Annotated in this window: 14 protein-coding genes, 1 tRNA gene, 1 pseudogene and 1 riboswitch; of the genes and pseudogenes, 9 read left to right on the plus strand and 7 right to left on the minus strand. The window is 70.6% G+C overall.

Translation table 11 applies throughout. The features are described from left to right. The first annotated feature begins 329 nt into the window (after positions 1 to 329). Both katG and KZ829_RS03510 read left to right on the plus strand, forming a co-directional pair. On the plus strand, positions 330 to 2,552 hold the full coding sequence (gene katG / locus KZ829_RS03505) for a catalase/peroxidase HPI (protein ID WP_220142358.1): 2,223 nt from the start codon (positions 330 to 332) through the stop codon (positions 2,550 to 2,552). A gap of 76 nt (positions 2,553 to 2,628) precedes the next feature. After that, positions 2,629 to 2,701, plus strand: a tRNA-Arg gene (locus KZ829_RS03510). 3 nt (positions 2,702 to 2,704) lie between these two features. Here the strand turns inward: KZ829_RS03510 and KZ829_RS03515 are convergent. Then, positions 2,705 to 3,259 (minus strand): LysM peptidoglycan-binding domain-containing protein, encoded by a 555-nt coding sequence (locus KZ829_RS03515; RefSeq protein ID WP_246634918.1) that lies wholly within the window; start codon positions 3,257 to 3,259, stop codon positions 2,705 to 2,707. Beyond that, positions 3,259 to 3,403: riboswitch (cyclic di-AMP (ydaO/yuaA leader) on the minus strand. Its footprint overlaps the gene before it by 1 nt. Positions 3,404 to 3,631: 228 nt before the next feature. On the opposite strand from KZ829_RS03515, the gene KZ829_RS03520 reads away from it, so the two are divergent. Next, positions 3,632 to 4,858, plus strand: coding sequence for a saccharopine dehydrogenase family protein (locus KZ829_RS03520; protein WP_220142360.1), 1,227 nt, complete (start codon positions 3,632 to 3,634; stop codon positions 4,856 to 4,858). Positions 4,859 to 4,990: 132 nt separating this feature from the next. Continuing rightward, positions 4,991 to 5,596, plus strand: a complete 606-nt coding sequence (locus tag KZ829_RS03525; RefSeq protein ID WP_220142361.1) for a GNAT family N-acetyltransferase — start codon at positions 4,991 to 4,993, stop codon at positions 5,594 to 5,596. Here KZ829_RS03525 and KZ829_RS03530 read toward each other — a convergent pair whose 3' ends face one another. Genes KZ829_RS03530 through KZ829_RS03545 form a run of 4 tightly spaced genes read right to left on the minus strand, consistent with a single transcriptional unit; the run spans position 5,597 to position 9,787 of the window. Then, the gene (locus tag KZ829_RS03530) at positions 5,597 to 6,640 is read right to left on the minus strand and encodes an ABC transporter ATP-binding protein (RefSeq protein WP_220142362.1); all 1,044 of its coding nucleotides are present in this window, start codon (positions 6,638 to 6,640) and stop codon (positions 5,597 to 5,599) included. It abuts the gene before it with no gap. After that, positions 6,637 to 7,422, minus strand: a complete 786-nt coding sequence (locus KZ829_RS03535; RefSeq protein ID WP_220142363.1) for an ABC transporter permease — start codon at positions 7,420 to 7,422, stop codon at positions 6,637 to 6,639. The genes KZ829_RS03530 and KZ829_RS03535 overlap by 4 nt, the downstream gene beginning before the upstream one ends. After that, positions 7,419 to 7,823, minus strand: a complete 405-nt coding sequence (locus KZ829_RS03540) for a TOBE domain-containing protein (RefSeq protein WP_183226996.1) — start codon at positions 7,821 to 7,823, stop codon at positions 7,419 to 7,421. Before KZ829_RS03540 ends, KZ829_RS03535 begins: the two co-directional genes overlap by 4 nt. A gap of 23 nt (positions 7,824 to 7,846) precedes the next feature. Continuing rightward, complete coding sequence (locus KZ829_RS03545) at positions 7,847 to 9,787, minus strand: YncE family protein (RefSeq protein ID WP_220142364.1); 1,941 nt, start codon at positions 9,785 to 9,787, stop codon at positions 7,847 to 7,849. A 203-nt stretch (positions 9,788 to 9,990) separates the two neighbouring features. Here KZ829_RS03545 and KZ829_RS03550 point away from each other — a divergent pair, with 203 nt between their 5' ends. The 5 genes and pseudogenes from KZ829_RS03550 (at position 9,991) to KZ829_RS03570 (ending at position 16,024) form a co-directional block, all read left to right on the plus strand. After that, positions 9,991 to 11,091: a Gfo/Idh/MocA family protein gene (locus tag KZ829_RS03550; RefSeq protein WP_246634919.1), complete on the plus strand. Its 1,101-nt coding sequence runs from the start codon at positions 9,991 to 9,993 to the stop codon at positions 11,089 to 11,091. Positions 11,092 to 11,599: 508 nt separating this feature from the next. Continuing rightward, positions 11,600 to 11,698, plus strand: a pseudogene (locus KZ829_RS44790) (hypothetical protein); the annotation flags it as partial. Positions 11,699 to 11,913: 215 nt separating this feature from the next. After that, positions 11,914 to 12,855, plus strand: a complete 942-nt coding sequence (locus tag KZ829_RS03560; RefSeq protein WP_246634920.1) for an FG-GAP repeat protein — start codon at positions 11,914 to 11,916, stop codon at positions 12,853 to 12,855. An 11-nt stretch (positions 12,856 to 12,866) separates the two neighbouring features. Next, positions 12,867 to 14,324 carry a calcium-binding protein gene (locus tag KZ829_RS03565; protein WP_220142368.1) on the plus strand — a complete coding sequence of 486 codons (1,458 nt, stop codon included), beginning with the start codon at positions 12,867 to 12,869 and terminating at the stop codon, positions 14,322 to 14,324. Between the two features lie 203 nt (positions 14,325 to 14,527). Beyond that, a complete protein-coding gene (locus KZ829_RS03570; protein ID WP_220142369.1) occupies positions 14,528 to 16,024 on the plus strand; it encodes an MFS transporter in 1,497 nt (498 codons plus the stop codon). A 1-nt stretch (position 16,025) separates the two neighbouring features. Here KZ829_RS03570 and KZ829_RS03575 read toward each other — a convergent pair whose 3' ends face one another. Next, entirely contained in the window at positions 16,026 to 16,670 is a 645-nt protein-coding gene (locus KZ829_RS03575) for a response regulator transcription factor (protein WP_204300165.1), read from the minus strand. 57 nt (positions 16,671 to 16,727) lie between these two features. Then, the gene (locus KZ829_RS03580) at positions 16,728 to 17,627 is read right to left on the minus strand and encodes an NAD-dependent epimerase/dehydratase family protein (protein WP_220142370.1); all 900 of its coding nucleotides are present in this window, start codon (positions 17,625 to 17,627) and stop codon (positions 16,728 to 16,730) included. Positions 17,628 to 17,638: the final 11 nt, after the last annotated feature.

A 17,638-nucleotide genomic window follows, 5' to 3' on the forward strand; every position in this document is an offset into this window, starting at 1 on the left:
CCTCCGAAGGAAGTTGATCCGCCGCAGCGTAGGTACCGCTGGTGACGAAAGATTCTCAGGAAGGTAACGGTAGGGCATGGCAAGGTGGCCCTGGAGGAGGATTTTCGAGCTGTTCATTGTTCGCTTTTGTACGGTCGCGAAAATGTGGGTCCACTGTCACGCAACAGCAAAGAGAACGTGCAGGCCGTCACCATAAGGGTTCGCAAAGCTACCGTGAGTGACCCGGGAACTTCACCGCGAGAGATGGAACGCTACGTCCTTTTCTTGACTCGTTCCAGAAAAGCAGGGCAGACTCGTCGCGACCCACCGCTCGCTACCCGGAGGATTTCGTGGCAGACGAACTCGCCGCCCAGGAACGACTCGAGAGCAAGGCCACCCAGGGAGGCTGCCCGGTCGCGCACGGCGGCTCCGGCTCCCACGGCGGCCGGGCGAACCGCGACTGGTGGCCCAACCAGCTCGACCTGAGCGCCCTGCACCACAACCCGCCGGCGCACAACCCGCTGGGTGGTGACTTCGACTACGCCGCGGCGTTCAAGAGCCTCGACCTGGCGGCTCTGAAGGCGGACATCGCCGCGATCATGACCGAGTCGCAGGACTGGTGGCCGGCCGACTTCGGTCACTACGGCCCGCTCATGATCCGGATGGCCTGGCACAGCGCCGGCACCTACCGGACCTTCGACGGCCGCGGCGGCGCGGGCGGCGGCGAGCAGCGCTTCGCCCCGCTCAACAGCTGGCCGGACAACGGCAACCTGGACAAGGCCCGCCTGCTGCTCTGGCCGGTCAAGAAGAAGTACGGCAAGAACATCTCGTGGGCCGACCTGATGATCCTGGCCGGCAACGTGGCCCTGGAGAGGATGGGCTTCGAGACCTTCGGCTTCGGCGGCGGCCGCGCGGACGTCTGGGAGCCCGAGGACATCAACTGGGGTTCCGAGGACACCTGGCTGGGCGACAACCGGTACAGCGGCGACCGTGATCTGGCCAAGCCGTTCGGCGCCGTACAGATGGGCCTGATCTACGTCAACCCGGAGGGCCCGAACGGCAACCCGGACCCGCTGGCCTCGGCCCGCGACATCCGCGACACGTTCGGCCGGATGGGCATGAACGACGAGGAGACCGTGGCGCTCATCGCCGGCGGCCACACCTTCGGCAAGACCCACGGCGCCGGCCCGGCCGAGCACGTCGGGCCGGAGCCGGAGGCCGCCCCGATCGAGGCGCAGGGCACGGGCTGGAAGAGCAGCTACGGCACCGGCGTGGGCGCCGACGCGATCACCAGTGGTCTGGAGGTCACCTGGACCTACCACCCGACCCGCTGGGACAACGAGTTCTTCCACATCCTCTTCGCGTACGAGTGGGAGCTCACCCAGTCGCCGGCCGGCGCGCACCAGTGGCGCCCGAAGAACGGCGCCGGCTCCGACCTGGTGCCGCACGCGTTCGACCCGGCGAAGCGGCAGGAGCCGCGGATGCTGACCTCGGACCTGGCGCTCCGCTTCGACCCGGTCTACGGCCCGATCTCGAAGCGGTTCCACGACGACCCGGAGGAGTTCGGCCGGGCCTTCGCCAAGGCCTGGTTCAAGCTGACCCACCGTGACATGGGCCCGATCGCCCGCTACCTCGGCCCGGAGGTCCCCTCCGAGCCGCTGATCTGGCAGGACCCGCTGCCGGCCGTGGACCACGAGCTGGTCGGCGCGGCGGAGGTCGCCTCGCTGAAGGCCGCCGTCCTCGCCTCCAGCCTGTCGGTCTCCGAGCTGGTCGCGACCGCGTGGGCGTCGGCGTCGACGTTCCGTGGCACCGACAAGCGCGGTGGCGCGAACGGCGCGCGGATCCGCCTGGCCCCGCAGAACCAGTGGGAGGCCAACGACCCGGCCCAGCTCAGCAAGGTGCTGGGCGTGCTCGAGGGCATCCGGGCCGAGTTCAACGCGGCCGGTGGCGCCACGAGGATCTCGCTGGCCGACCTGATCGTGCTGGCCGGCACGGCCGCCGTGGAGAAGGCCGCCAAGGACGGCGGTTTCGACATCGAGGTGCCGTTCACCCCGGGTCGTACCGACGCGACCGAGGAGCAGACCGACGCCGAGTCGTTCGCGGTGCTGGAGCCCACCCACGACGGATTCCGCAACTACCTCGCGAAGGGCCACCGCCGCCCGACCGAGGCGCTGCTGGTCGACAAGGCGCAGCTGCTCACGCTGACCGCGCCGGAGCTGACCGTGCTGGTCGGCGGCCTGCGGGTGCTCGGCGCGAACACCGGTGGCTCGCAGCACGGCGTCTTCACCGCGACGCCGGGCGTGCTGACCAACGACTTCTTCGCCAACCTGCTCGACTTCGGCCTCACCTGGTCGGCCACCGACTCCGAGGGCGAGACCTTCGAGGGTCGCGACCGCCGGACCGGCGAGGTCAGGTGGACCGCCACCCGGGCTGACCTGATCTTCGGCTCGAACTCGATCCTGCGGGCGCAGGCCGAGGTCTACGGCAGCGACGACGCCAAGGAGAAGCTGGTCACCGACTTCGTCGAGGCGTGGGTCAAGGTCATGAACCTGGACCGGTTCGACCTGGCCTGAGGCCGGTTGCAGTCCCTCCGGGGCCCGGGTCGGCCGCGCCGACCCGGGCCCCGCCTGCTGGTACCCTCAGGGCGTCGGGCTCGTAGCTCAGTGGATAGAGCAACCGCCTCCTAAGCGGTAGGTCGCGCGTTCAAATCGCGCCGGGCCCACTTTCAGACCTTCAAGCGCTGCCCCACCCGCAGCCGGTGCGGGCTGTCCAGGACCCCCGCGTTGGCCCGGTAGAGGGCCTGCCACCCGCCTGGCACGTCGTTCCGGGCCGCGATCCGAGTCAGTGTGTCGCCGCGGCGTACCACGTAGGTGCCGGTGGTCGAGGACCGGAGAGAGAGGGACCGGACGACCCGGGTCTTGCGGGACGCGGCCGGCCGGAAGCCGTGCCGGGGCCCGCAGTGCGGCCAGGCCCTGATGCCCTGGCCCCGGAGCACCCGCTCGGCGACGCGGATCTGCTCGGATTTACTGGCCCCGTTCGCGGTGTTCGCGTACCGGCCACCGCCGTAGGCGCGCCAGGTGCTGCGGCTGAACTGCAGACCGCCGTAGTACCCGTTTCCGGTGTTGATGCGCCAGTTACCGCCGGATTCGCAATTGGCGATGGCCTCCCAGTTGATCGAGGCCTGTGCGGGGGCGGCCGGCCCGGCGAGGGCCACCCCACCGGCCAGGCTCGCGGCGACGAGGCCGACTGCCCGCTGGAACTGTTTCCTGGTCTGAACCATGAGCTTGTCCTCCACGCCTACGAGGTCAGCTGTCGGGTTCGGGCAGAGGTGCCCGGCCGCCGGTGTGGCGGCTTCACCCCGAGGCGCGTCAGCGCCGAGGAACTCTTGGGTCCCCCGCTCCTTGCCGTTCGATGTCGTCTGGACCGTGACCAGCGGCAGGACTCGGCGTTCCGGCCACGGTGCCCGCATGGCGGGCTGCGTATCCGCCGCGCCCGGCGGGCATGGCCGAGCAGCGGCGATGGAGTTGTTCCAGGTCACAAATTAGCGTCTTTGATCATTTTTGTATGTATAACGGGTTGATCTCGGCGCGCCGACCGCGCGAACACACGAACGGCTCGCGTGTACTGCACGGAGGGTGCACAATCTGCGGCCATGAACGATCCACAACGCGAACTGGACGTCATCGTCTACGGCGCCACCGGTTTCGTCGGCGTGCTGACCGCGCGCCACCTGGCCGAACACGCGCCCGCCGGCACCCGGATCGCGCTGGCCGGCCGCTCGCGCGCGAAACTGGAGAAGGTCGCGGGTGAACTCGGCGTCGACTGGCCGATCGTGGTCGCCGACGCCGACGACGAACCGGCGCTGACCACGATGGCCGGGCGCGCCCGGGTGGTGCTGACGACCGTCGGCCCCTACGCGAAATACGGCCGGCCGCTCGCCCGCGCGTGCGCCGTCACCGGCACCGACTACGTGGACCTCACCGGTGAGGTGCTGTTCGCCCGGGACAGCATCGACGAGAACCATGCGACGGCGCAGCGCACCGGCGCACGGATCGTGCACTCCTGCGGCTTCGACTCGATCCCGTCCGACATCGGGGTGCACGTCCTGCATGCCGCGGTACGCGCGGACGACGCCGGGGAACTGACCGACACCACGCTCGTCGTGACGCGGCTGCGCGGCGGATTCAGCGGCGGCACCATCGACTCGATGCGGCACCAGGTCGACGTCATGAAGAAGGACCGCCGTCTGCGCCGGGTGGGTGCGAGCCCGTACTCGCTGAGCCCGGACCGGGAGGCCGAACCCGATCTCGGGCGCCAGCCGGACATGGTGACGCTGCGAGGCTCCGACGTGGACGCGAGCGTGCGCGGTCACCTCGCGCCGTTCGTGATGGCGTCCTACAACACCCGGGTGGTCCGGCGCAGCAACGCGCTGCGCGGCTGGGCGTACGGCCCCCGCTTCCGCTACCGCGAGGCGATGCGGGTGAGCGGCCCGGCCGCCGCACTGGCCGTCAAGGGCGCGCTGAACGGCCTGGTGATCGGCTTCGCGCTGCCGCCGGTCCGGTTCCTGCTGGACCGGATCCTGCCGGCGCCGGGCACCGGGCCGGACGAGAACGCCCGGCGCAACGGTCACTTCACCATGGACATCTTCACCACGACCTCGTCGGGGGCGCGCTATCGCGCACGGGTCAAGGCCAAAGGCGATCCGGGGTACGCGGCGACCGCCGTGATGCTCGGTGAGTCCGCCCTGGCGCTGGCCCTCGACCGGGACCGTCTGCCGGAGTCACCCGGCGGCGTGCTCACCCCCGCGACCGGGATCGGTGACGCACTGGTCGACCGCCTCCGCACGGCCGGTCTGGAGATCACCACCGAGCGGCTGTAGCGCGATCACCATGCGCCCATCCTCCTCAAGAGCGGTATCGGTGATCCGACCGGTGGACGGTAAGGAACTGTTCAGGGGCCTCCTTTCGATCGCCACTAGCCGCAAAGGCGTTCTTAACGGCACGATTCAGGGGTGACCGTCAGCCCGTTGCCGTACCCGCTCAGGCTGGCGGGTAGCGGTGTCGTGCTGCGCGAATGGAGCCCCGACGACCTCGACGACCTGGTCGCTCTGCTGGACGAACCGGACATCGCCCGCTGGACGCTGATGCCGTCGCCGTTCGATGTGGAGTCCGGTCTCGCGTACCTGCGGCGGGCCCGTCAGGGCCGGGTCGGCGGCAGCCGGATCCAGCTCGCGATCACCACCGACGGCGGGCCGCCACTCGGTGAGGTGCTGCTGTTCAACGTGCGGTCCGAGCCGCACGAGGCGGAGCTGGGCTATCTGGTCGGGCGGCCGTACCGGCGGCGGGGCCTGGCGTCGGCCGCGCTCTCGCTGCTCACCGGGTACGCGTTCGACACCCTGGGGCTACGGCGGCTGCTGTTGCGGATCGACCGCGGCAACACGGCGAGCACGTCGGTGGCGCGCCGCTGCGGCTACCGTCCGGCCGCCGAGCCGGCGATCCAGCAGGCCGGCCCGTACGGGCCGACCGTGCTGGACACCTGGGAGTACGTCGAGGGCCGCCCCGGAACCCAGCAGGACCGCCGGCGGAACCTCGCATCCCGGCGGTACGGCCGGCGGTGACTACCCGGAGGCGGGGTAGGCGCGGGTCTCCGCGGCCTTGACCGCCACCCACAGCTCCTGCCCGGGGGTGAGACCCATCTGCGCGGCGGCCGCGGGCGTGATGTCGGCGGCCACCGAGATCGGGCCGTCCAGGCGTACCCGCAGGCTGTCGCCGTGCTGCTGGACGTCGGCGATCACGGCCGGCCAGGTGTTGCGCGGGCTCCCGTCCGGCTGGTGCGGGTGCAGGGCGACCGCGGCCGGCGGGAAGGCCACGAAGGCGTCGCCGTGCACGATGTCGGTGCTGGTCAGGACGAACCCGTCGGACAGTTCGACGGTGTGCCCGCCGCCCCGGCCGCGGTACAGGTTGAGTCCCACGAGCCGGGCCACGTAATCGGTACGCGGGCGGGCCGTGATGGTCGCCGCGTCGCCCTCCTGCACCACCCGGCCGTGCTCGACGATGACCAGCCGGTCGGCCAGGACCAGGGCGTCCAGCGGATCGTGCGTGACGATCAGCGTGGCGCCCGGGTGCTCGGCCAGGTGCCGGCGCAGCTCGCCGCGGGTCTCCAGCCGGGTCCGGGCGTCCAGGGCGGCGAGCGGCTCGTCGAGCAGCAGCAGGACCGGGTCGACGGCCAGTGCCCGGGCCAGCGCCACCCGCTGCGCCTGCCCGCCGGAGAGCTGCCGGGGCTTGCGGCGACCGTGCTCGGCCAGCCCGACCCGGCCCAGCCAGCGATCCGCCACGGCGTGCGCGGCCTTCCGGTCCAGGCCGTGCCGGCGCGGGCCGAACGCCACGTTGTCCCGGGCGCTGAGGTGCGGGAACAGCAGGTAGTCCTGGAACACCACCCCGATCGGGCGGCGCTCGGTGGGCGTACCCCGTAGATCCTCGCCGCCGAGGGTGAGGTGACCGCCGGAGAGTGGGGTCAGCCCGGCGAGCGCGCGCAGCGCCGTGGTCTTTCCCGCGCCGTTCGGGCCGAGCAGCGCGACCGTCTCGCCCGGCTCGATCCGCAGCCCGATGTCCAGCCGGAAGACGCCGCGCTCGGCGACGAGACGCGCGTCCAGAAGGCTCATGGCGCGGTCAGCCAGCGGTCGCGGAGCCCGGCCAGGATGGCGACCGAGACGATCAGCAGGATCAGGCTGAGCACGACGGCGCCCTCCAGGTCGCCGCTCTCCATGGTCTGGTAGACCGCGAGCGGCATGGTCTGCGTGATCCCCGGATAGTTCCCGGCGAAGGTGATCGTGGCGCCGAACTCCCCCAGCGCTCGCGCCCAGCAGAGCACCGCCCCGGCCGCGATCCCCGGTGCCACCAGCGGCAACGTCACATGCGTGAAGGTCGTCCAGCGGTTCGAGCCGAGCGTCGCGGCGGCCTCCTCGTACCGGCTGTCGGCGCCGCGCAGCGCCCCCTCCACCGCGATGACCAGGAACGGCAGCGCCACGAACGACTCGGCCACCACCACGCCCGCCGTGGTGAACGGCAGGCTGATCCCGAACGTCTGGTCCAGCCACTGCCCGACCAGACCGCGCCGGCCCAGCGCCAGCAGCAGCGCGATGCCCCCGACCACCGGCGGCAGCACCAGCGGCACGGTGATCAGTGCCCGGACCAGTCGCCGCCCGGGAAACTCGACCCGGGCCAGCAGCCAGGCCAGCGGCACCCCGAGCACCAGGCAGAACACGGTCGCCACGGTCGAGGTGAGCAGCGACAGCCGCAGCGCCGCCACCACACCCGGCTCGGTCAGCCGCTCGAACAGGGTGGCCCACGGTGTCCGGGCGAGCAGCCCCACCAGCGGCAGGATCAGAAAGAGCAGACCCAGGATCGCGGGAACAAGCAGGGGTACGGGGACGCGCGTCCTCAATGACGCCCCTTCGGAGCCCGCTCGACCACCACGGTCGTCGACTTGATGACGGCGACCGCGATCGATCCCACCTGGAGATCGAGTTCGTCGACCGCCTCCCGGCTCATCAGCGACACCAGCCGGAACGGGCCGGCCTGGATGTCGACCTGGGCCATCACGGTGTCCTTGACGACCGCGGTCACGATGCCGCGCAGCCGGTTGCGGGCCGACGACTCGTCGGAGCGGCCGTCCGGCTCGGCGGCCTGGGCGCGGACGAAGGCGGCCAGCTCCACCCCGTCGATCACCCGGCGCCCGTGCTCGTCCCGGCCCGCCGCGAGCCGCCCGGCGTCGACCCAGCGGCGCATCGTGTCCGGACTGACCCCGAGCAGGTCAGCCGCCTCCCCGATCTGAAAGACCGTCACGAGCGATCACTCTAGTTCCCGCGCTACTTCGTGTAGGTGAAGTACTTCCAGGCGCCGTACGTGGTGGCGTTCACCATGTCGCCGTCGTTGCCGTTCCAGATGTACTCGGCCCGGACCCGCCATTTGGAACCGGCCGGGTAGGTGCCGGCGAACCGCAGGTAGGACTTTCCGTACCGGTCAAGCGGGAAGTAGCCGGACCGATAGTTCGTCCACTTGCCACCCTTGTACCGCTGGATCACGGTGTGCTGGTAGCGACCCTGGTGGCGGGGCATCCCGATGACGAAGTTCGGGTCCTTCGTCGTCCGGAAGTGGTAGTACTTCGTGTTCCCGATCTTCCTGGTCTTGTAGTGCTTGCTGACCCCGAGCAGCACGCTGACCCTGGTGTAGACCCGGGACTGCACCGAGCGGGCGGCGTACTCCGCGTCACCGGTGAACTTCACGGTAAACGTGGTGTTGTACTCCAGGACGTAGTTCACGCTCACCTTGCCGGCGCTGTTCACGGTCGCCCGCTTGATCAGCTGCGTCAGGTAGGGATTCTCGGCCCAGATCTCGACGGTCCGGTTCGTGTGGGTCTTGCCGAGCGTCGCGGTCAGGGTCGCCGTCGCCTTGTACCCGTACGTCGTCCCGTTCCTGTCCAGGCTCAGCGCCGGGGTGAACTGGGTGACCCCGACCCGCACGGTCTTCTCGAAGGAGCCGTCGTAGCTGACCCGGTAGAGGAAGGTGCCCAGGTACGGCGGCGTCTCGGTGAAGGTGAACGCCCCGGTGCTGTCGATGACCGGGTTCCCGACCACCTCGGGCGCCGCGCCGGTCAGCCGCTCATCCTGGCGGGTCACCTGGAGGGTGTGCCCGATCGGAAGGTTCTTCGTGGTGCCGGTGAGGGTCAACGGCCGGCCGTTGACGACCGAGGTGGGCCCGGTCACGGCGAGTTCGCCGTCGGCCGGGACCGTCACCTGGCTGGGTGTCGGCGAGGGCGGCGGCTCGGTCAGGGTGTGCAGGGCGTACTCGCTCCCGTTCCGGGTCACCGCGAGAAGCCGGTCGGCGCCGGGCTCCCAGATCAGACCGCCGGGCGCCAGCTTGTACGGAAGGGCGGCGCTCCACAGGGTCGCGCCGTGGCCATGAACCGTGACATGTCTGTCCTGCCCGAACGCGACAAGACCCTGAGCCGCGATGTCGACCTCCTGGTAGGAGCCGGACACCAGCCGGTCGTGGCGGCTCTCGGTGAGGCCGTAGCTCCAAACCCCGTCACCGGCGTAGACCAACCGTGAGCCGTCCCCCGCGAAGGCGGCGTCCTGAACGGTGGCGCCGACCCCCTGGCGCGAGAAGCTGGGCGTGGTCGCCCCGGATGAGACGTCGTAGAGGTGGACGTTCTCAGCGTGCGGATATCCCTGCCCCGGACCGGGCGCAACGAAGAGCCTCGAGGAGTTCGCGAACACCCTGGGTGCGGACTTGTACAGCCATGTGCCGCCGGACGGCTCATGCAGCGCGACCATGCCCGAGGCGTCGATCGACCCGAAGTTTCCGATGCTGTCGGCGGCGCCCGCGTCGTACCCGAACCAGATGCGGTCGCCGGAGACGGCCACGTCCTCCGGGTGGACATTCTCGCCCAGGGGATAGCGGGCCGTCTCGGCCAGCTCGCCGGCCGAGAAGGCGACGATCGCGCCCGATCCGTCGACCGCGGCGTAGAGGGTGTTCGAGTCGGCGGAGAGCGTGAGGCCCCGTACGCCGGGCAGGTCGGCCTTCCGTGCCGTCACCTCACCGGCATAGTCGGTCGCGACGATCTCACCGGTGGACGGGTCGCTCAGGAAGAGGCGCTGGCGCACCGGGTCGACGACGATGTCGCCGATCGACGAGACCGCCAGCGCACGGCCGGTGTCCGCGGACGCCGTGCCGACGGTCAGCTGGAAGCCGAGCGCGGTGGCGCCGACCAGGACCACGCCGGCGAGCGCGGCGCGCGTGTATCGCATGGGAACCCCGTATAGGCAAGCATGTTGCGGTTCAGCGCAGCCTACGGCGGGGATCGTTTGATGTTGATCAACCGAAAGGTTGATCCGGGCCCGGTTCGTCGTTACGCAAGCGAATCGTCCCGGTCACAGGTCGAACTCACCACTCCCACCTAACCGCACGGAGCCGTCGACCTGCCACCCGGACCACACCTACGATGACCGGGATGGGATCGATCGGCGTCGCGGTGATCGGGTTCGGCTGGATGGGCCGGGCGCACACCCGGGCGTGGGCGCGGGTCGGCCATCACTACCCGGAGCTGCCCCGGCCGGAGCTGATCGCGGTCGCCGACGACGTGCCGGGCCGGGCCGCCGAGGCCGCCGGGGTGTACGGGTTCGCCACCGCCACCACGGACTGGCGTGCGCTGCTCGGCGACCCGCGGATCGCGGCGGTCAGCGTGACCGCGCCGAACTTCCTGCACCGGGAGATCGGCGCCGCGTTCGCCGCGTCCGGACGGCACCTCTGGATCGAGAAGCCGGTCGGCCTGAGCGCCGCCGACGCCCGCGCCGTCACCGGGGACGTGCGGGTCGCGGTCGGCTTCAACTACCGGCACGCGCCGGCCGTGGCCCGGGCCCGGGAGATCCTGCGGGCCGGCGGGATCGGCCGGGTGACGCACGCCGGGTTCCGCTTCTTCAGCGACTACGCGGCCGACCCGGACGCCGCACTGAGCTGGCGGTTCGAGCGGGCCCGCGGCGGCAACGGGGTGCTCGGCGACCTGGGTTCGCACGCCGCCGACCTGGTCCGCCACCTGCTCGGTGAGGTGTCCGCGCTGGTCGCCGACACGGCTGTCCACATCGCCGAACGCCCGCGGCCGGCGGGCGCCACCTCCGGACACCAGCGGGGTACGGGTGAGCCCGGCCCGGTCGAGAACGAGGACTGGTTCGGGGCGCTGCTGCGGATGCGTTCCGGGGCCCGGGTCACGCTGGAGGCCAGCCGGGTGGCGGCCGGGGAGCAGAACCGGTACGGGTTCACCGTGCACGGCACCGAGGGGGTGCTGTCCTGGGACTTCCGGCGGATGGGTGAGCTGCGGATCGGCGACGCGACCGTCTTCGTGGGCCCGGGCGACGGCGCACACGGCGACTTCCAGCCGGGGGCCGGCATCCCGCTGGGGTACGACGACCTCAAGGTGATCGAGGCGGGGCTGTTCCTGCGGTCGATCGCCGAGGGGGTGCCGCACGGCGCGACCCTGGCCGACGCGATCGCGGCCGCCGAGATCCTCGACGCGGTGACCGAGTCCGCCGCCTCCGGCCGGTGGGTCGGCCTCTGAGGATCGGGTGCGCTCTGGGCGTACCCCTCGATGGTCTTGGATTTTCGGGGAATTTAGGACGATCCGGTCCCGGTTCGTCGTGACGCCTGCGAATCGTCGCCGTTCCGTGATCGACAGCGGCCGGAAACGGGGATCCCCTTCGATTCATGGATAGGTAATCTGCTGCTCCTAGCCTGAGGAGCACCCCATGAGGTACACGCGCAGCGTGCTCGTCGCGGCGATCGCCGGCGCCACCGTGCTGACGTCTCCGGTCGCCGCCGAAGCCGCTTCCCCCACCGTGACGGAGGTCGTCCGGGACGGCGTCACCCTGCTGCTGGAACGCACGCCGGTCAGCGTCAGGCCCTACACCGGCAAGGGCACGAGCCGCGCCGACTTCGACGGCGACAACCGCGACGACGTCGCGGTCTTCAGCAACGTGGGGGTGGCCGTCGCCTACTCGTCGGCGGCCCATCGCGACGTGCTCAGGACCGAGATCCCGGGCAGCGGCGGCGGCGGCTTCGGCTACTCGATGGCGGCCGGCAACTTCAACGGCGACCGGTACGACGACCTCGCGATCGGCGACTACAACGAGGCCGATCTGCGCAACATGGGGTACGTCGCCGGCGCGGTCTGGATCGTCCCGGGTGGGCCGGGCGGACTCCAGCCGAACCGGGCCCAGCACTTCAACCAGAGCACCGCCGGCGTGCCCGGCCTCTCCGTGCAGGGTGACTGGTTCGGCTTCTCGCTCGCGGCCGGCGACATCACCGGCGACGGCCGGACGAGCTGGCCATCGGCATCCCGCGCAAGCGGATCGGGAACAAGGCGGAGGCCGGAGCGGCCGTCTTGCTCAAGGGCGGTTCGGGCGGCATCACCGCCGGTGGCGCCCGCTGGATCAGCCAGGACACCGCCGGGGTTCCCGGGTCGCCCGGCGCCCAGGACAAGTTCGGCTTCGCCGTCGCGATCGGGCGGATCGACAAGAACCGCAACCAGGAACTTGTCATCGGCGCCCCGGGCGAGCGTCCGGACAGCCGCTACAACGGCAGCGGGACCATCACCCAGTTCTGGGGAACGTCCGCCGGTGTGTCGCTGAAGAAGGTCACCGCGCTCAGCGGCGGCAAGATCGCCACGACCGTCCGCAAGATCGGGGTCTGGGAGGTCGGCGCCGCCCTGGCGATCGGTGACACCACCGGCGACGGGTACGGCGAGGTCGTCTGCGGGGTGTCCGGGGCACAGGCGGGCGCCGAGATCTACGGCGGCATGGTCGTCACCGTTCCGGGACGTACCACCGGGCTCTCCGCCAAGGGCGTCATCGCGATCTCCCAGAGCAGCCCGGGCGTGGCCGGCGCCGCCGAGGGCGGGGACCGGTTCGGCGACAGCATCGCGGTCGGCGACGTCACCCTCGACGGCCGTGCCGACGTGCTGGTCGGTGTGCCCGGGGAGAACAACGACGCGGGCGCCGTCGTGCTGCTGCGCGGTTCGGCCAAGGGCCTGACCGGCGCCAAGTCGCAGACCCTCACCCAGTCGTCGGCGGGAGTGCCGGACGGCGCCGAGCGCGGCGACCGGTTCGGGGCGAACGTCGCGCTGCTCGACCTGAACGGCTCCGGCGGTATCGACGCGCTGGTGAGCGCCCCCTCCGAGCAGGTCGCCGGTGACCATCCCGGCTACGGATCGGGAACGGTCACCCGCTTCCTCGGCGGCTACCGGGGCCTCGGCAACGCCACCCTGACCAGCGGCCGGTTCCTCGACCCCAACGGGGTCGGCTACGGCGGGTACATCGCCCGATGAACAGGAGTTCCATGAAGACGCTACGGGCCGGCACCATCACCGCCGTCGTTCTCGCCGGTCTGACGATCGCCGGCCCGGCCTCGGCCGCCGCCGTCGGCACCGCGCAGGTGCTGAACCGGACGCAGATCAAGTTCAGCGCGGCCGCCAACCGGGTCAACTACGTGACGATCACGCGGTCCGGCAACACGGTCACCATCGACGACCGGGTCACGATCAAACCCGGCGCGGGCTGCAAGCGGGTGGGCGGCGACAAGACGCGGGTGCGGTGCACCACGTCGGGGGCGCCCACCGGCGGGGCGATCCACACGTTCGACAAGAACGACACCGTCGTGAACCAGAGCGACCTGAGCCTGTGGATCCGGGCCGGCAGCGGCACCAACAAGATCATCGGCGGGCCGCGCGGCGAGAACCTGTTCGGCGGCAGCGGCAACGACACGATCTACGGCAACGGCGGCAACGACTACATCTACCCGGACGGCGGCGTCAACGTCATCCGTGGCGGCATCGGCGCCGACGACCTGCGCGGCGGACCCGGCACCGACTACATCCACGGCGACTCCGGCAACGACCGGATCGACCCGGGCGCCGGCAACGACGTGGTCCGCGGTGGCACCGGCGACGACATGTTCGACGAGGGCACCGGCCGGGACGTCCTCTACGGCGAGGACGGCTCCGACAGCTTCTGGCAGGGCGGCCGGGACGGCGCGGCCCGGGACGTCATCCACGGCGGCCCCGGCAGCGACGCGGTCGAGTACATGGCCCGGAGCAGGGCGGTCGCGGCCGACGCCGACGGGCAGTCCGGCGACGACGGCCAGGCCGGCGAGGGCGACTCCATCGGTACGGATGTCGAAGGTCTCCGCGGCGGCAACGGCAACGACTGGCTGGCCGCCAACGGGAGCCCCAACTGGCTGGACGGCGGCGAGGGCAACGACACCCTGCACGGTCTGGGCGGCGACGACTACCTGGTCGGCGGCGACGGCAACGACCGGCTGTTCGGCGGCGACGGCGACGACAACCTCACCGCCGACTTCGGCAACGACCAGCTGTCCGGCGGCGCCGGTAGGGACACCGTCTCGTACGGCGACCGGCTGGTCCGGGTGGTCGCCGACCTCGACGGGCAGAGCGGCGACGACGGCTCCAGCGGCGAGAAGGACAGCATCGGATCCGACGTCGAGAACCTGTACGGCGGCTGGGCCGACGACGTACTGACCGGCAACGGCGGCGCCAACGTCATCAACGGCTCGAGCGGCGCGGACGTGATCCGCGGCGGCGGCGGCAACGACGAACTGCACGCCGACGACGGCTCCAAGACCGGCGTCGACAAGGTCTACGGCGAGGCCGGCGACGACACCCTTTACGGGGGCGGCTTCGAGGCGTACAGCCGCTACACCCTCGACGGCGGCGACGGCGTCGACTCGTGCCGGCACGAGTACAGCTACGGCACGGGCGATCAGGTGAACTGCGAATGACCCTGCGACCTCTGCTCGTCGCGGCGCTCACCGGTACGCCGTACGCCCGCCGTTTTCATCAGGTTCGGACGTGGCCGGATACGAGCCGGTGAGGCGCTCCACGAGCAGAAATGAGGCGTAAACGGACGACCTTGGGATACGTGTGGGTAGCTGTGAGGTTGCTGGGTACACCGTGAGCACATCACTCATATGGAGGTGCGTCCATGGCGCATGATCTCGGGTCCCCGGCCCCGGCCTCCGGATCGGGAACCATCCGCAGTCTCATCCCCGCTCGCATCGACCGGCTCAGCTGGTCGCCGTTCCACACCAGGATCGTCCTCGCCCTGGGTACGGCCTGGGTCCTCGACGGGCTCGAGATCACCGTGGCCAGCGCGGTCGGGCCGGTCCTCGCCGAGCAGGAGACCCTGGCTCTCAGCTCGACCCAGGTCGGGTTGATCGCCACCGTCTATCTGCTGGGTGAGGTGTTCGGCGCGCTCTTCTTCGGCCGTCTCTCCGATGCGATGGGCCGGCGGAACCTGTTCATCGTGACCCTCGCCGTCTACCTCGGCGGAAACGCTCTCACCGCCCTGACCTGGGGTAACGGCCCTGCGGCACTGGTCTTCCTGTATCTCACCAGATTCATCGCGGGAGCCGGTATCGGCGGCGAGTACGCCGCGATCAACTCCGCGATCGACGAGATGATGCCGGCCAAGTACCGGGGCCGGGTCGACATCGGGGTGAACGGCACCTACTGGGGCGGCGCGATCATCGGCACGCTCGGGACGTACATCCTGCTCAACAACGTGTCGCTGAACTTGGCGTGGCGGATCGCCTTCCTGATCGGCCCGGTCATCGGCCTGGCGATCTGGGGTCTGCGCCGGCACCTGCCGGAGAGCCCGCGCTGGCTGATCATGCACGGCCGGGAGGCGGAGGCCGAGGAGAACATCGCCCGGATCGAGCGGGCCGCCGAGGCGTCCGGCCAGACGCTGGCGCCGGTGGACGACGCGAAGGCGATCGACATCCGGCCCAGCAGGCCGCACGGTTACCTGTCGCTGTTGCGGGTGCTGTTCAAGGTCTACCCGGCCCGGTCGACGCTGGGCGCGACCCTCATGATCACGCAGTCGTTCCTGTACAACGCGATCTTCTTCACCTACACGATGGTGCTGACCAAGTTCTACGGCGTCGACGAGAAGGCCGCGCCGCTCTATCTGGTGGCGTTCGCGCTGGGCAACCTGATCGGCCCGCTCACCATCGGGCGGCTCTTCGACACGGTGGGCCGGCGGAAGATGATCGCCGGCACCTATCTGCTGTCCGGCGCGCTGTTGGCGATCACCGCGGTCCTCTTCAACGAGGGCCTGCTGAACGCGACGACGCAGACGATCGCGTGGAGTGTCATCTTCTTCTTCGCGTCGGCGGGGGCCAGTTCGGCGTACCTCACGGTGAGCGAGATCTTCCCGCTGGAGATCCGGGCCCAGGCCATTGCGGTCTTCTTCGCCATCGCGCAGTGCTTCGGCGCGATCGGGCCGGTCTTCTACGGCGCGCTGATCGGCGAGGGCGACGACCCGAACCGGCTGTTCATCGGTTTCCTGATCGGCGCCGCGGTGATGGCGGTCGGCGGCATCGTGGAGGCCGTCATCGGCATCGACGCCGAGGGCAGGTCGCTGGAGGACGTGGCGACGCCGCTGTCCGCCGTCACCGCGCGCCCCCGGGCGACCGGCTGACTCACACCAGGCCGGCGCTGCCCGCCAGCGCGGCCGCCTCGGTACGGCTGGACACCCGCAGTTTCCGCAGCAGCGCCGCGGTCAGGCGTTTCACCGTGCGCTCGGAGACGTGCAGCAGCCCCGCGATCTCGTTGGTCGACGAGCCGGTGGCGATCAGCCGGAGCAGCCGCCGGTCGTCGTCGTCGAGCTGGACGGCGGCCGGCAGCGTGCCGGCCGGGCGGCTCCGCTCGACCAGCATGCTCAGCAGCGGTGCGGGCAGCAGGGCCCAGCCCGCCAGCGCGGCCATCAGTGGCTGGGTCAGTTCGGCGGGCTCGCCGGTCTTCGGCAGGAAGCCCGCCGCGCCGGCCCGCAGCGCGTCTAGAGCCTGTTCCGGGTCGTCGCCGCGGGACATGGCGAACACCCGGGCCCGGGGAGCGGCCGCGCGGACGGCCGTGATCGCCTGGACGCCACCGGGTGCCGGCATGTGCAGGTCGACGAGAACCAGATCGGGGACGGCGTCACGGACCACGCCGGCCGCCTGCGCCCCGTCCCCGGCGGTGGCCACGACTGTGGCCCGGCCGCCGCTCACCTCAGGAAGCAACAGCTCCAGGCCGCGCACGAAGGCGGCATGATCGTCCACGACTGCTACCCGGATCCCGTTCTGCATGACGCACGGGATGCCCCTCCTGGGCCAAGCTATACATCCGATCCGGCTCGGGTCGTCTCAGCGCGGGTGCGCCGCCGTGAACGCCGCGATGTACTCGTCCAGCCGCTGCTCCGGGCGCCAGCCCAGGCCGGTCGCCTTGGTGATGTCGGCCTGGCCCCGGACACGCTCGCCGCGCCGCTCCGCGACCAGCGTGAACCCGGTGCCGAACATCTCGGCGACCTTGACCAGCGGCCACTCGCAGCCGGTGCCGAGCAGGTAGCCGTCACCGGAGCCGCTGCGGGCCACCAGCACCAGGCCACGGACGATGTCGTCGATGTGGGTGAAGTCGCGGGTCTGGGTGCCCGGGGAGACGACGGTCAGCGGCTCGCCGGCCAGGTACTGCCGCTCGAATATGCCGATCACCGTGGCGTACTTGCCGTGGGTGATCTGGCCGGGGCCGTAGACGTTGTAGAAGTAGGCGATCGCGTAGTCCAGGCCGAACCAGTTCGAGTAGTTCTTGATGTACTCGATGTTCTTCGCCTTGGTCCACGCGTACGGGTTGAGGTTCTCGTCCTCCCCGTCGTTGCCGAACTTGGAGCTGGACCCGGCGTAGATCAGCTTCGCGCCGTGCCCGGCCGTGAACTTGACCACCTCCTTGGTGCCGAGGAGGTTGAAGTCCCAGGTCAGGTCGTGGTCGTCGAAGGACTGCGGAATACGCGAGTACTCACCGAGGTGGAAGACCAGCTCGGGCGCCGGGAGCCCCCGGCCGGCCCAGATCTTGGCGATGTCCGCGGTCGGCCCGTCGATGTAGGTGACCCGGGGGTCGTGGACGTGGTTCTCCGGGGTTCCGGTGAAGTAGTTGTCCAGCGAGATCACCACGGCGTCGGGGAAATCGTTCAGCAGCGACCTGATCAAGGAGCTGCCGACGAATCCGGCGCCACCGGTGACCAACAGGGTTCGGCTCAACGTGTTTCCCATCTTCCGGTCCG

It is taken from the genome of Actinoplanes hulinensis (genome assembly GCF_019429605.1).
In the GTDB taxonomy this organism is placed as follows: Bacteria; Actinomycetota; Actinomycetes; order Mycobacteriales; family Micromonosporaceae; genus Actinoplanes; species Actinoplanes campanulatus.